13 protein-coding genes are annotated in these 15,762 nt (G+C 38.0%); 12 read left to right on the forward strand and 1 reads right to left on the reverse strand.

Annotated elements, in window-relative coordinates; translation table 11 throughout:
- The first annotated feature begins 2 nt into the window (after positions 1-2).
- The 11 genes from ACFSUS_RS11500 (at position 3) to ACFSUS_RS11550 (ending at position 11,496) form a co-directional block, all read left to right on the forward strand.
- Positions 3-1,106 carry a Wzz/FepE/Etk N-terminal domain-containing protein gene (locus tag ACFSUS_RS11500; protein WP_381522633.1) on the forward strand — a complete coding sequence of 368 codons (1,104 nt, stop codon included), beginning with the start codon at positions 3-5 and terminating at the stop codon, positions 1,104-1,106.
- Positions 1,103-2,092: a GDP-mannose 4,6-dehydratase gene (locus ACFSUS_RS11505; protein ID WP_381522634.1), complete on the forward strand. Its 990-nt coding sequence runs from the start codon at positions 1,103-1,105 to the stop codon at positions 2,090-2,092. The genes ACFSUS_RS11500 and ACFSUS_RS11505 overlap by 4 nt, the downstream gene beginning before the upstream one ends.
- Complete coding sequence (locus tag ACFSUS_RS11510) at positions 2,089-3,453, forward strand: oligosaccharide flippase family protein (RefSeq protein ID WP_381522636.1); 1,365 nt, start codon at positions 2,089-2,091, stop codon at positions 3,451-3,453. Before ACFSUS_RS11505 ends, ACFSUS_RS11510 begins: the two co-directional genes overlap by 4 nt.
- Positions 3,454-3,668: 215 nt before the next feature.
- Complete coding sequence (locus ACFSUS_RS11515) at positions 3,669-4,280, forward strand: class I SAM-dependent methyltransferase (RefSeq protein WP_381522637.1); 612 nt, start codon at positions 3,669-3,671, stop codon at positions 4,278-4,280.
- Between the two features lie 27 nt (positions 4,281-4,307).
- A complete protein-coding gene (locus tag ACFSUS_RS11520; RefSeq protein ID WP_381522638.1) occupies positions 4,308-5,411 on the forward strand; it encodes a glycosyltransferase family 4 protein in 1,104 nt (367 codons plus the stop codon).
- A 66-nt stretch (positions 5,412-5,477) separates the two neighbouring features.
- Positions 5,478-6,203 (forward strand): glycosyltransferase family 2 protein, encoded by a 726-nt coding sequence (locus ACFSUS_RS11525; protein WP_381522639.1) that lies wholly within the window; start codon positions 5,478-5,480, stop codon positions 6,201-6,203.
- A gap of 19 nt (positions 6,204-6,222) precedes the next feature.
- A complete protein-coding gene (locus ACFSUS_RS11530) occupies positions 6,223-7,185 on the forward strand; it encodes a glycosyltransferase (protein ID WP_381522641.1) in 963 nt (320 codons plus the stop codon).
- Positions 7,175-8,401: a hypothetical protein gene (locus ACFSUS_RS11535; RefSeq protein ID WP_381522642.1), complete on the forward strand. Its 1,227-nt coding sequence runs from the start codon at positions 7,175-7,177 to the stop codon at positions 8,399-8,401. Before ACFSUS_RS11530 ends, ACFSUS_RS11535 begins: the two co-directional genes overlap by 11 nt.
- A gap of 5 nt (positions 8,402-8,406) precedes the next feature.
- Entirely contained in the window at positions 8,407-9,111 is a 705-nt protein-coding gene (locus tag ACFSUS_RS11540) for a glycosyltransferase family 2 protein (RefSeq protein WP_381522644.1), read from the forward strand.
- A 25-nt stretch (positions 9,112-9,136) separates the two neighbouring features.
- Positions 9,137-10,042: a glycosyltransferase family 2 protein gene (locus ACFSUS_RS11545; RefSeq protein ID WP_381522646.1), complete on the forward strand. Its 906-nt coding sequence runs from the start codon at positions 9,137-9,139 to the stop codon at positions 10,040-10,042.
- A gap of 275 nt (positions 10,043-10,317) precedes the next feature.
- Entirely contained in the window at positions 10,318-11,496 is a 1,179-nt protein-coding gene (locus ACFSUS_RS11550; protein ID WP_381522648.1) for a WD40/YVTN/BNR-like repeat-containing protein, read from the forward strand.
- Between the two features lie 287 nt (positions 11,497-11,783).
- Here ACFSUS_RS11550 and ACFSUS_RS11555 read toward each other — a convergent pair whose 3' ends face one another.
- A complete protein-coding gene (locus tag ACFSUS_RS11555) occupies positions 11,784-13,208 on the reverse strand; it encodes a right-handed parallel beta-helix repeat-containing protein (protein WP_381522650.1) in 1,425 nt (474 codons plus the stop codon).
- Between the two features lie 375 nt (positions 13,209-13,583).
- On the opposite strand from ACFSUS_RS11555, the gene ACFSUS_RS11560 reads away from it, so the two are divergent.
- Positions 13,584-14,966 carry a bZIP transcription factor gene (locus ACFSUS_RS11560; RefSeq protein ID WP_381522652.1) on the forward strand — a complete coding sequence of 461 codons (1,383 nt, stop codon included), beginning with the start codon at positions 13,584-13,586 and terminating at the stop codon, positions 14,964-14,966.
- Positions 14,967-15,762: the final 796 nt, after the last annotated feature.

Consider the following 15,762-nt stretch of genomic DNA (forward strand, 5'->3'; position numbering starts at 1 on the left):
GTATGTCAGTTACAGAGGATAGAAGAAAAGAACGACTTGAGGAGGACGAAATAGAGATTCGGCTGAGTGACATTGTGCAGTTTTTAAGAGATAGCCGCCGTTTGATTCTTTTGGGCGCTTTATCTGGCTTAGTGGTGGGCGCACTATATGCGTTTTCTAAGCCGGATATGTATACCGCCCAAGTTACGGTTATGCCCGAAATACAGACTAAAGGAACCGCTGGATTAAGTAGTTTAGGGTCCTTAGCTGGCTTAGCTGGTCTTAACTTAGATAATCTTAGCGCTTCAGACGCTATTCGGCCTGATCTGTATCCAAATGTATTGCAAAGTGTTCCCTTTGCTTTAAACCTTTTAAAACAGCCGGTTTATTCTTCTGAGTTTAAGCAAGAGATGACTTTAGGAGAATTTTTAAATCGCATGGGTAATTATGGCATAATAAGAAAAGTTGAAAACTCATTTTATAATAAAAGAAACTCCGAAAACAACAAAGATGAGTGGATTGACCCTAAGAACTTTAGTCAAGCTCTTCAAGTCACAAAAGAACAGGACGAATATATAAAATCTGTGCAGGAAAGTGCTACTGCAGTTTATGATAAGAAATCAGGGATTCTTACAATAACTACAACTGAACCGGACCCTGTAGTTGCTGCAACTGTTGCTCGTTTGTCATTAGAGTATTTAACTGACTATATAACCACTTACCGCACTGAAAAAGCTAGTAAACAAGTTGGTTTTTTAGTGAAGCAAGTTGGTGAAGCAAAGACCCGTTATCAAGCGGCAGAGTATGCTTTATCAAATTACCGGGATCGTAATCGGAGTTTGTTTTTAAACACAGCTAAGATTGATGAACAGAGGCTCCAGGCTGACTACTTGTTAGCCCAGACGGTCTATAATGATCTATCAAAGCAGTTAGAGCAAGCTAAAATTAAAGTACAGGAAGAAACACCCGTATTTAAAACCTTAGAGCCACCAACAGTTCCATTACATAAAAGTGGGCCTAAACGTACGTTTATAATGCTAGGCTTTGCTGTTATAGGAGCTTTTGTAACTCTGATTGTGTTGCTGGTAAAACTTATCAAAGGGCGCAATTTCACTCATATCGCATGAAAACAGCCTTAATCTGTGGAATATCAGGGCAGGATGGAGCATACTTGGCTAGATTGCTTCTTGATAAAGGATATCAAGTTTATGGGGGCTCTCGTGATGCTCAAATGGCTTCTTTTACAAACCTTGCTCGCTTGAGTATCCGGCAAGATGTTAAGCTCGTTTCAGTTAGCATAAATGACTTTAGAAGTGTTTTGCAGACCTTGCTTAAAGTAAAACCCGACGAAGTATATAACCTTGCTGGTCAAAGCTCTGTAGGCCTTTCGTTTGAACAGCCGGTAGAAACATTAGAAAGTATCAGCGTTGGTACTTTAAATCTGCTGGAGGCTATTCGGTTTAGTAACTTACCGATCAAGTTCTACAACGCGGGTTCTAGTGAGTGTTTCGGCGACACAGGTAGGGAAGCTGCGGATGAGATGACTCCGTTTCGGCCACGGAGCCCTTATGGTGTAGCCAAAGCAGCCGCCTTCTGGCAAGTAGCCAATTATCGGGAAGCTTACCAATTGCACGCAAGTACAGGAATTTTATTTAATCACGAATCACCTTTGAGGCCGGAGCGCTTCGTTACACAAAAGATTGTAGTGTCTGCCTGCCGTATTGCAAATGGAAGCGCCGAAACTTTGACATTGGGTAACATTGATATTGCTCGCGATTGGGGTTGGGCACCCGATTACATAGAAGCTATGTGGCTCATGCTGCAACAGCCCAAACCGGATGATTATGTAATTGCAACTGGGCAGACGCGTAAGTTGCGAGATTTCATCCAGATCGTATTCGAAACAGTTGGATTGCATTGGGAAGATCATATTATAATTGATCCTTCGCTGTTTCGTCCTACTGATATTGCTGAAGGATATGCAAATCCCAGTAAAGCCAGAAAGCAATTAAGTTGGCAGGCTCATTATAAAATGGCCGAAGTTGCCAAATTAATGGTTGAGGAGAGAATACAAACAGAAGGTAGGAGAGCTGCACAAATAGTAACTTCATGATGTCTTCATCGATTAACTATTTTAGGGAGCGTATCCGTAATGCCCATCCCCGTACTCGTAAAGCCCAACTAAATACTGTTTTAGGTTTGTTAATAAAAGGGGGGGGGATGGCAATCTCATTGCTGTTAGTACCACTCACTATAGATTACCTCTCAACAGAAAGATATGGAACATGGTTGACAATAAGCTCAATCGTAACCATGTTAACGTTCTTTGACATAGGAATTGGAAACGGGTTGCGGAACAAGCTTTCGGAAGCAATCTCAAAGCAGGATATTAATTTAGCTCGTTCTTACGTTAGTACTGCTTATCTTATATTCGGAATTCTTCAACTCTTTTTTATCGTTGTATTTCTATTAATATTTCGGTTCGTTCCTTGGCAGCAAATATTAAACACAACTATTGACAATGGACAACTTCAATTTGTTGTACTTCTGACCGCCATTGGCATAGCGGTCAAACTAGTAATGGATATTGTTTCTTATGTACTATTTGCACTTCAGGAATCTAGTCAGGCTAGCTTTATAGCGTTATTATCAAATGTAGTAATTCTTTTAGGTACTTACCTGTTAACACATTATTTACACGGGAATCTAAAATACTTGGCTGTGGTCACAGCTGTTAGCCCAATTCTTGTTATTGGTATTAGTAGTGTTGTATTATATAAAAGTCGTTTAAGTTTATACAAACCTACGCTACGTATGGTTGACTTCAAGTATGCAAAAAGTTTGCTGTCACTTGGGTACAAATTCTTTGTAATTCAGTTAGCTGTCATCATATTATTTTACACGGACAATTTGATTATTACACAACTATTTGGTTCAAGTGAGGTAACTGTCTACAATGTTGCATTTCGATATTTTAATGCAGCGAATACTTTATTCATGATTGCTATCACACCCTATTGGTCGGCTTTCACAGAAGCTTATGCGAAAAATGATACTATATGGATGAAGAAGACATATTATTATTTGCAAAAATTGTGGGTAGGTCTTGTGGTTGGAATTATAATTATGGTACTATTATCAAACACAATCTATTCTTTATGGGTAGGTAGCCGGGTTGTAGTCCCCATACAATTAAGTATATGTATGGGAATATTCGTAATTATAAGTTGCTGGAATAGCGTTGTTGTAGCGGTAGCAAATGGAGTAGGAAAAATTCAATTTCAACTCTATTACTCTGTATTTTCTGCCATTGTTAACGTTCCATTGGCCGTATTATTTGGAAAAATGCTGGGAATGGGAAGCGCAGGAGTAATTTTAGCTTCAGGGGTATCTTTGCTGTTTGGCTCCGTATTTGGTGGTATACAAGCTTACAAAATACTTTCTGGAACTGCTAAGGGTATATGGAATAAATAACGATCACATTTTACTAAAATTACATGACTTGCTCTATCTGTACGTCTAGTTCTTTGCCTTATTGTACTATTGAGATACTCAATAAGTATAAGGTACAATATTTTAGGTGTAATAATTGTCAATTCATTTTTACGGAACCTCCTTACTGGTTAGAGGAAGCTTACAGTTCAGCAATTACACGCTTAGATTTAGGATTAACCGAACGTAATCAACTGATGGTTCCTATAGTACAAGCTACAATTAAGAAGTGGTTTAAACAAGACGCCCGATTTATTGATTATGGCGGGGGCTACGGTATGTTTGTACGTATGATGCGAGATAGTGGGTATGATTTTTATAGGCAGGATATTTATTGTCAAAACCTTTTTGCTGAATCATTTGATATTGCTGATACGGCTCCCTTCCGAGCGGAATTGTTAACCGCGTTTGAAGTAATGGAGCACTTGGTCAACCCTGTATCGGAATTGGAAAAGATGCTTCACCTTAGTGATACAATTTTATTTTCTACTACTGTTCAGCCATCATTCGATGTTACTCCTGAAACATGGTGGTATTTTACACCTGAGACTGGTCAGCACATATCATTATATAGCCGTGCATCATTACAAGCTCTTGCTGATCGATTTAAATTAAACTATTGTTGGAACGAACAAAACATACATCTGTTTAGCCGTAAAGTTATTAGCAACAGTAAGTTTAAATTAATAACACACCCACGCCTGAGTCGTTGGTATAATCAGTTAACAGGTAACCGAAGTTCCTTGCTAAATAGAGATTTTTTATTTATTAAAAATAATATAAAGAGTGAATCGCCTTCTCAACCTTAATTTATAGATAAGTAAAAATTACTAAATATGGATATTTTCTTCGATCATCAAACTTTTTCTCTTCAAAATTTCGGAGGAATATCACGTTACTATACTGAATTAGTTTCAAGTATTAATAATACAAATAATAATCAAGCCTATATATCACTACTATTTTCTAATAATTCGCATCTTAAAGAAGCTGGTCTTAAAGTTAATAGCTTTTTTCCTGACAATCATCTGTATAAAAAAATACAGATAATATATAGGCTAAATGAAATTTACAGCTTGCATCAACTTAAACAAAAAAAGTTTGATGTTTTTCATGCAACTTATTATGACCCATACTTCATTCCATATCTAAAAGGACGTCCCTTCGTAGTGACTTTTCTGGATATGATTCATGAGAAATTTGTTGCTCAATTTCCTGGGTTAGATGATGGTGGAGTTATTACCAGACAAAAACAATTTTTAGCTGATAGAGCTGACCAAATTATTGCAATCTCAGAAAGTACTAAACGTGACGTAGTCGAACTGTTAAATGTGGAACCTAGTAAGGTAAAGGTAGTTTATTTAGGAAATTCACTTGAGCCTACTCGTCCGCAAATTAATAACATACAAAGTTCATACCCGTACCTGCTATTTGTTGGTAGGCGGGAGCGGTATAAAAATTTTGAAGGCTTACTGCGAGCCATTTATCCCCTGTTAAAGAAGCACAAACTGAAGCTTCTGTGCGCAGGTGGAGATCCCTTTAGTCAAGAGGAACGTTTGTTAATTGACTCATTAGGCGTAGGCAATTTTGTAGAACAGCTGTCAATTAACGATGAGATTCTGCAAAGGTTGTATCAACAAGCGTTTGCTTTTATATTTCCAACGTTATATGAAGGTTTTGGAATCCCTGTTTTGGAAGCCTTCGCTTGCGATTGCCCCTGTATAGTCAGTAATTTAAGCTCATTACCTGAAGTTGCTGGTGATGCTGCTTTGTATATTGATCCTACATCATCGGAGTCCATCAACAATGCCGTTGAACGGATATTAAACGACTCTGAACTTCGTCAAGGATTAATTAGGAAAGGACGAGAGCGATTGACCCATTTTTCATGGCAGCGCACAGCAACAGAGACTATTAAGGTTTATGAGACTATTCTGTGAGCGTGACCGTTATCTTTATATATTATCATCAACGTGTTAGAAAATTAGCTAAATACTAAACCGCTTGTGATCAGACCTTTAATCTCAATTATAACAGTTGTATATAACGCTCAGTCTACATTAGAAGCTACGATCAAAAGCGTTATAGGGCAAAGGAGGGAATTTTTTGAGTACTGGATTATTGATGGAGGTAGTAATGATGGTTCATTGAAGGTGATTCATAAATACGAACACCAACTGGCTGGGTGGATTAGCGAACCTGATCAGGGTATTTACGATGCAATGAATAAAGGTATTGATAAAGCGTCGGGAGAGTGGTTATACTTTTTAGGTGCAGATGATACATTAATACCAAATGTACTAGACCAAGTAGCTTCACAATTGAGCGATAAATGTGTTATGGCGCATGGCGATGTTCTTTTTGATAATGGGAGAAGAGTTCCGTCTTTCTTAAGTTCACGTATATTAATGCAAAACACAATCCATCATCAAGGTGCTTTTTATAGAAAAAATCTTTTTACTGACTTTAGATACAATACTCAATTTCGTATTTTATCTGACTATGAACTTAATCTGAAAATATACAGGCAAAATCTCCCAGTTCAGCGGTTGCCAATGGTAATCGCCCGTTGTCAAGAAGGAGGAGCTAGCAGTAATTTTTCAATGTCTTTGCGAGAAACAAACGCGATAAGATCATTTTATGTTGGTAATAAGATAGTAAATAAATCATTATCTTTATTGCTAAATTTATATTATATGCAGAAACAATTTCGTAATCATTTATTTAAGTGAACAAAGTTCTTGACAGACGATGCCGGACCAAATAAAAAATATAATTGCAGACCAATCGTCTCTTACATCATCAGCGCTAAAGCAGTCATCCGCAAGTGCACAAAACGTTGATTTTGTATCAAAGATATTATTCTTAATTGTTTTATATAAAACAGATTTGAATGAATCGCCAGCTTTTCAATCATTGAAAAAAACTGTGCGCCCGTTTCTTTCTCAAGGTTACGTTGATGTATTAATTTGTGATAATAGCCCATCATTGGAAATTGATGATTTCGGCCAAATAGATAATGAAGAATTCAATTTGTATTATTTACATGACCCTGCTAACCCTGGTATAAGTTTATCTTATAACAGAGGAGCTGAAATCGCTTCATTAAAAGGAAAAGAATGGATGTTAGTGCTTGATCAGGATACTACTATGCAGACCGACAGTCTGCAAAAGTACGTGGATGCTTTAAAAAACTATCCAAATTTTCCTGTTTATGCCCCTATGCTATACTCAAATAATTTATTACTGTCACCTTGCAAATATATTATGAATAGAGGCACACATCTTGCAAAGATAGAACCTGGTGTTCATTTTTTAAAGGCAAGAAATGTGTTAAATAGTGGCCTTTTGATAAGCATAGATGCTTATCAAAACGTTGGTGGTTATGACGAAAATGTATGGCTGTATTTTAGCGACTTTGTTTTTTTTGATCGGTTGAAAGTATTATATAAAAAATTTGTAGTAGTGGACTGCCTTATAGAACATCAGTTATCCAGTTCTGATTATACAAATGCAAAGTTTGCTTTAAATCGATTTACTTATTATTGTCAAGGTGCGAAAGCGGCAAGTTTGAGTAATGGTGAATTAAAATCTTACTTGGGTTATACTATTATGGTTGGACTACGCAGCATCTTAATGTCTTACAGATTTAAAAGTATTAGTTTTTTTAAGGTATTTATTAAGGCCTTTTCACTAGGTAAAAATGAAAACTAAATTATTCGCTAATCCTTTTTATTGTTATGTCTTGAGTTTCGGATTAGCTCTTCTGATATATTCTTGGGGATGGTCTGAAATATATCCCACCTTGACAGCTGATGTATCTATTTTTCTAATTAGCTCTTTTATGATAGCTTTGTATTTGGGCAAAAAGATAAGCTATAAGATAGAATATAAGAAAATTACAGGAAGTGATGCTAGTAAAAGCATTATCATGTTAATCATATTAAGTTATATAGTAGAATTTACGTACAATAAAGGTATTCCAATTTTTTTGCTTTTTAGCGGTGCTGATCTCGCTTATATGGATTTTGGAATACCTACGTTTCACGTAATCCTTCACACGTTCACATGTTTTTATACTGTTTATACTTTTCATCAATATACTAGTACAAAAGACAATAGGCTATTACTATTTGTAATAATATTACTTTTACCTAATATACTTATAGTAAATAGAGGAGCACTTATCATGACATTGACGGCTTGTTTAATAGTTTACCTTTTTTCTATTGGAAAAGTTTTGTTAAGCCGTGTCGTTGTATTGTTGATTAGTGCCTGTATATTTTTTTATGGGTTTGGCTACTTAGGAAATGCTAGGTCTTTCAACGGCGATCCATACGCCTTTTTAAGACTAACTAAAGCAACTGACAATTATACAGAAAGTCTTATTCCAAAAGAGTACTACTGGTTTTATATATATGCTTCTTCACCTTTTGCGAATTTTCAAAATGCTACGCTAACAAGTGTTAAACACAGATATGATGTTGGTACATTCATAACTTGGGAGCTTTTGCCAGATTTTATCTCGAAAAGAATTGTACCTATGGAGGCAGATTATGATGGTTTAAATAGATTAGATTATTCTATTAATCCGATATTAACGGTTGGGTCAATTTATTTCGAGCCTTATATAAGGCTAGGTTGGTATGGACCTATTTTAGTTTTCTTATTTTACGTTACCTTTGTATACTTTTATATCAAAACGTTTCCACGTCATAGTAAATATTTTACTTCAGGTTTAGCAATCTTATGTGTGATTTCAGTATTTAATATGTTTGAAAACATGATTAATTTTTCGGGCTTGAGTTTTCAGATGCTTTTCCCTTTTATTTTGTCCAGATTAGAAAGGTATAGAGTAAGGTTTATTGGGTTTAACGTTAATAGAGTTAGATTCCCTTTGTTTGCTAAAAAAATTAGATTTAAAATATAATATATATGGATAAGATAAGTGTTTGTATTGCGACCTATAATGGTGAAAAATATATAAAAAAACAATTACTTTCAATCCTTCCTCAATTGTCGGAAAATGATGAAGTGATTATATCTGATGACAATTCTACTGATAGCACATTATTAATAATAAGCCAAATAAATGATAGTCGCATAAGTGTAAGCGTAAATAAGGAGCGTTCTGGACCAATTGGTAATTTTGAACAGGCATTAAAAAGGGCTACTGGAAATTATATATACTTATCTGATCAAGATGACATTTGGGAAGCTGATAAAGTTAAAATCACTCAGTCTTTATTGAAGGATCACGATTTAATATTATCTGACTGCCGAGTTGTTAATGAGAATAACCTAGTGTTACATGAGTCATTTTTTAACCTTCGCGGTAGCCGGAAAGGGTTTTGGCATAATCTATATAAAAATTCTTATGTTGGATGCTGTATGGCATTCCGTAAAGAAATTTTGACTTACGTGTTGCCATTTCCCCGTCACATACATATGCATGATTGGTGGATTGGTTTGTTAGTTGAGGTAAAAGGTAAAGTGTATTTTTATTCATCACCTTTAATTAAATACGTAAGACATGGTAACAATGCTTCACCAACAGGCGAGAAAGGTTATGGACTTACTAAACAAGTATCCAATAGATTTTTCATGCTGTTGAACGTCGTTAAGAGGTTGAGGATGTAGCTTTGTGTAACTAATTTCATTGCTTATGGTGTCTGTTGTCATACCAACTTATAACGCTGCTCCTTTTCTTCCACTTTTACTAGAAAAGCTCCGTGAACAAACGCTATTACACGAGTTAATTGTAATCGATTCAGAGTCTACGGATAATACTAGAGAGCTTGTTAAAGGAGGTAACGCTGCCTTAATTCAAATTAAAAAGGCTGAGTTCAACCATGGTGCCACTCGTAATTTGGGTTTATCTATAGCGCAGTCAGACATAGTTGTGTTTATGACTCAAGATGCATTACCTGCTTCTTCTAATACACTAAAGCAGTTGGTGACGATGCTACAAAGTCGTGATGATATAGCTATGGCATACGGTAGGCAACTACCGTATGCTCAGACAGGTCTGTTTGGGCGCTTGGCAAGATTGGCAAATTACCCAGATGTTAGTGTAATAAAAACGAAAGCTTTAATACCCCAGATGGGTATTAAAACATGCTCTTGTTCTAATTCGTTTGCTGCATATTATAAAAATGATTTACGGTCAGTAGGTGGATTCCCTTCTGACACAGTACTTGGTGAAGATGTGTCTGTTGCTGCTCGCTTCATATTGAAAGGCAAGGCCGTTGCTTATGCAGCTGATGCCGAAGTATATCATTCCCATGATTATACATTAAGTGAAGAATTTAAGCGATACTTTGATATCGGAGCTTTTCATGAATCACAACAATCTGTACTGCGCGAATTTTCTAAAGCTGAGTCTGAAGGACTTAAATACGTTATGCAAGAATGGCAGTATCTAAGTAAGAATGGACATGTAGGGTTGATACCAGTTCAAGTGGTGCGAACTATAGCTAAATACGCCGGGTATCGGCTCGGGAGCTGGCATAGGTATTTACCAAATCAGTTAAAGCGCACCTTAAGTATGCATAGTTCTTTTTGGAAGTAATTAACGATTGTTTTTCTTTATATGTTAATCTACCCAAACGAAGAATGATTGGCTTCCGTTTTCAACATCAAATACACTCGGCCCCGGAGTCTACTAAAATGTAAGCTTGCAAAGAATTTGATCAGATAGCTTATTATGCGAGCTTTACCCCTAGTTCTTACGACACATTAACTTTATGCATACTTGATTTTGTACCAAGTGTATAATCAGAGCTACATAAAGTATATCATGAGGTATTGTATCTTTTCTAATAAAGCTGTTTTTAAGCTTCTAATTTGTCTACCTCCCTGATTATGTTAATAGCGCTGTACCACAAATATACCAAGGCAACTTGGCACCTGCTGTTAGTTGTTTGGCTCTGGCTTGTTTCCTCTTCAAGTGGGTTTGGGCAACTTCAATGGACAAGAGTTACATCTTGCGAAAGGTGTGGAGATTATTATGACGTAACCCATGGTAACGGGCAATGGCTTATTGTTGGATCTGCAGGGAAAATTCTTACTTCGCCGGACGGACTAACCTGGACAGAACAAAGTGCTCCAACAAAAGAAGACCTGCTATCAGTTGTTTACGGAGCAGGACAATGGGTAGCTGTTGGCACTAATGGCACTATATTAACCTCCTCAAATGGAATTTCATGGACACTTCGGCAGACGGACCCTGCTAATAGATTAAATAGCGTTAGTCACGGTGCAGGACTTTGGCTAGCCGTTGGTAAAACGAACAGTGTCAGAGTGCAGTACGGAATTTACTATACCTCTCCAGATGGAATCAATTGGACCTATCAACCGCAGGCAGGGTCATTGTCCTACAGCTTAAACCATGTGAACTATCTGAATGGAACCTGGTTTTTACTAGGAGGGGGCGGTATGTTTACTTCACCAAACGGGCTCGATTGGACTCGTAGGGATGTACAAACAGTAAATTATCTTACCTCGATCGCTTATGGAGCAGGAAACTATCTGATTAGCACGGTGGAGGGTTACATTGCTAAATCGCCCGATGGAATCAATTGGACTCGTTCCAGTTCAGTGAGCCAACAAACAGCTGATTTAAGTTATGGCGCAGCACAATGGGTAGCCGTTGGCGGTCTGTTAACTGGTAGACCCCCTATAGCAGTCTCACCAGATGGGATAAATTGGAGAGAAAATGAATCACCAGCAGATAATAACTTGCACGGCGTGTATTTTACTGGGAATCGCGGGATAGCCGTAGGTAGGGATTATACTATCCTCACGACTACATCATTTGTATGTGCTTCTAAGCAATCAGGTGATTGGATAGACCCTACTACCTGGTCATGTGGTCGGGAACCAATAAGTACCGATGTTATTACCCTAAACCCTGGCCATACGATCAATATCACAAGTAACACTGCCCAGGCACAGCAGATTGTCAATAATGGAGGAAAGCTGCTCTTTACCTCTACTTCAGCTAGGTTGTTTTTTACGAAATAATAGCAGATGCCTTTGAACGGGTAATATATTAATTCTTAAAGCGTTCGCCAGGAAAGGCTTATAAGTCGTCAATGCGGGTTGAGCCGGGCGGACAAATTCTTTTTATCTTCGAATAGGTTAACTTCTCATCCGGTTGAAGAGCTCCATAGCTACGCTATGCTGTAGAGCGAACTGGAAATGAAAGCTATTTGAGCCAAATCTTTAAGCACTTTTAGAAGCGAGCACTTCACCTAATAAATTGTTTTAGCTAAAACCGGCTCACCAAATAGGGTAAGGAAAATTATAAATTAACGTTTGGCTGACGGTTTAGTTATTGGCCGCTGCTTAGGCTTAGGTAAAGACCGTAAAGATTGTGTAGCCGTTAGAAGCTTTTCGCCTGCCACAACCCCCTTCACGTTCCAGTTCCCCATTTGGCCTGCTACATTATTAAGCGCATATCCGTGCTGGTGTAATTTTTTGGGCCGTGTATCAATGACTGCATTATTGTCAGCTGTAAAATTGGTTATATTACCTAACTCTATAATGTCTCCAGATAAGCTTTGAGCAGGCACCGCACCACTGCAGTTAGAAAAGCTATTGTTCAGAAATCGAAGATTATCAATATCTCTGCCAAAGAAGCCATGGGCACGTGAGTTGGCAATATTGTTGCCACTGACAACAATATTTTTTAAACGCTTCGTCTCTCCTGCATTCAGTTGATTATTAGTACCCAAAGAACCTACAAAGATGGCGGCCCGCCCGGTTGATGCTTGTCCATTATTAGTGAATGGTTGATTGTTAATAATAACTGTGCTGCAAGCTCCTTCAATGCTGTTATTTAATATTTGAGCGTTTCTAGCAAGCGAAGTACCATTAGCGTAAAGTTCTTTTGAGTTAAACACAGCAATGGCTGCTAGAACTGTATTCTTAAACTTGTTATTTATAACTTTTACGCCGTTAGCGCCAATTGACCCAAAGCCTTGATAAGCATTTAAAACTGTGTTGTGTTGTGCCACTAAATTTGTTGCCTGGTAGTATCCAAATTTAATTAATTTCGACTTTTCTGAAACGATCCCGTAATCATGAAAAGACATAGCATCATCTTTGATATTGTTGTATGTATTATTAAGGTACTTAACATTTGCTGAGTAGTGTGAGTATGTGCCGTCGCGGAAGGTGTGTTCAATAATAGAATTCTGTACTGTGACCCTATTGCTATTTGTAATGGCAATCCCCATTTCAGGTGAGTTTATTATATGTATTTTATTTACTAGTACTGATTGACACCCTTCAAACTGAAATACATGTTGGCTGTTACCACCGTTTGCTGTTGGCATAGTAGCGTACCCAAATGTGCCCCCTTCGATTTGTATGTTTCTCGAATTTTGAAAAAGAAATGTCGCTTTAGTAAGGTCACTATTAAGAATTTTAGCGCCTGTTGCTATTAGTCTCTTATTAGTTACACCCGTAACAACTACTAGATTCGATACCTTGTAGAAGGCCTTTATCTTAGAGGCATAAATTACTGGCTCTAAAGAATTCAGCGCTTTGGTGATAGCTTGAGTATCATCCGTTACCCCATCCCCCTTAGCTCCGAACTGCTCTAATGTGACTCTACCGGCTTTGGCATTATTTACGAACCGAGAATCTGATAAACTATTTAAGAGACCTATTACGCTTTCATTAACCGTTACAGATAACAGGAACATTGATAAAAATAAAAGACCCTTCATATGTTTGAGAAAACTAGGTAACAGTACATAATTTAATCAGATATTGACTAAACTATACTAATATTGGTATTATATTTACGGAATAGGTATAAATGCAAATTTTGCAGCTTTACCTAGTCGTATATTATGTAATGCTTTTACCGCCGGATTGTTTGTAGGGGAATAAAAAGAACATATTTGTGCTTATTTAAGATACATTGAGTCTGATTGAATTATTAGAAACTCATTTATGAATATTATTTCAACACAATTTAACGACATCGTAACGTATTTTAATGTATTAGTGTGAGGTAAATAGCTTGGCGCTAACTTTGCTAAGAACAAGTATTATCGCATCTTACTAATAATTATCGCTTAACTAATTGCAAAGCTTTTATGAAACACGTTCTAACAATCTCAATTGTGCTTATTACTGTCACAGTAAGTTTTAGCCAACAAATCACTATACCTGATGCACAGCCGTTTAACATACGGTCAGATGCTAACAACAACACAGTATTTGTTGGGCAAAGTAATGCAGCAGGCGGCTCCAATACATTCGTTGGTTATCAAGCAGGACAACGCACAACGTCAGGCACGGAGAATGTGTATGTTGGCTTTCAATCGGGCCTGAATAGCTTGGGGGGGTCTAACCTGTTCTTGGGGGCCTATGCGGGCTTCAGCAGTGCTAACTCAAACGCTTCCTTTAACACCTTCATCGGCCAGCGAACTGGCTATAACACCACCACCGGGTTTGCCAACATATTCCTGGGTAGCAACGCGGGGTACTCTAACCAATCTGGTAACTATAACACCTTCATCGGCAACTCGGCTGGTCAGCAAAGCCAGCTTGGTAGCTTCAACACATTCATTGGGAATGGGGCTGGCTACAACACAAGTAACGCTAACTACAACCTGTTCATGGGAGCTCAAGCCGGGTTCAACACTGTTAGTGGTAACTACAATGTGATGCTTGGGCAGGACGCAGGCGCCAGCAACAAGTCTGGTAACAACAACACATTCATTGGTAAAGCAGCGGGTGGGGACCAGAACAGTTCTAACTTAGAGAATGCGACGGCTATTGGAGCTAATGCCGTAGTGAGTGCTAACAATGCCATGGTTCTTGGCAACAACGTCAATGTGGGTATTGGTACCTCAGCGCCCAAGGCTAAGCTGGAGATTACTCAAGGCACCAATGGCAATAGCGGCTTGAGGTTTACTAATCTAACAAGAGCTAGTCAGGCGACGTATGTAGGACAGACCAAGTTCTTAACAGTCAACGATCAGGGTGATGTGGTGTTGGGCAGCACAACCAGTAGTCCTTTCCGGGAGGCAGCGGCCAATGATCTATGGAAAGCAGAAGGCGATAACCTGGTCAACACTAATGCTGGTGGCATAGTTATTGGACCGGGGGTTAGTAAGACTCCAGCTGGTTATAGGTTGTACGTTGCAGATGGGGTACTAACTGAGAAAGTTAAGGTAGCAGTGAAGAGCACCAACGACTGGTCGGATCGGGTGTTTGAGAGCGGTTATAAGCTGCGTGGATTGAAGGAGGTGGAGCAGTTCATTAACCAGGAGAAGCACCTACCCGGTGTGCCTTCGGCTGAGGAGGTAGTAAAAGAGGGGGTGGATGTGGGACAGATGCAGGCTAAGCTGTTGGAGAAAGTAGAAGAACTGACTTTGTATACTATTCAAGTAGAAAAGACTAACCGAACTCAACAAAAAGAGATTCAAGAGCTCAAAAAGTTAGTAAATCAGCTTCAACGAAAAATAAAATAGACTAATTCTGAGATAGCGCAATAGTACAGGACACGGAAATGCCTCCTATGAACGACAACAAACTACTTACGTGGCAGCGTTTATCTGATGCTAACCATCTCATCAACTCAGTTAAAAATCTGAGGTTTCTGCATGTAGATACTATTTCAGCATGTAATTCATTCTTATATGCTTTCTTTTTTAATAAATTAAATTGTTTACGTCTAAGCTTGACGATTATTTCAGTAACAATCTTGCTCTCTTGTCAAGATCATCGCTCACCTGAGCAGCGGTTTCGATTGAAAGCAATTAATACAACTATTGGGAATATTTCTTACTTATATAATTTTTCTTATAGCATCAATGGTAAACTAATTAGTTTCAGCTTCCGTACAGATCCGTCAGTAGGCTCCCCTACCAATCAGCTGTCTCGCCTTTTTTATGACCAGCAGGAACACCTAATTTAAGCTGATTTTAACCACTATTATAGAATCGGCTCACCACAAAATCGACATCTATACAGTTATGATGTCAAAGGTAACCTCGTTGCTGACACATCTTATATAAACTATCCGAATACGAACCAGTTCATTAAGAATTCAACCATCAGTTTCTACTACAACGACGGTAGTAGTCTACCTTCTGGCTTAACTTCCGTTAACAATTCACAAGTAATATCCAACGCAGTTATAAATTATGTATATAGTGGTGGTAACGTAGTACAGTCGGTATCTAATACCGCTCCTCCAACCTTTGCTAACACTGCCACATATGTTTATGATAGCACACCCAACCCCTTACATGATTTATGGGTAGT

The organism is Spirosoma soli, from assembly GCF_042684525.1.
Lineage (GTDB): Bacteria > Bacteroidota > Bacteroidia > Cytophagales > Spirosomataceae > Spirosoma > Spirosoma soli.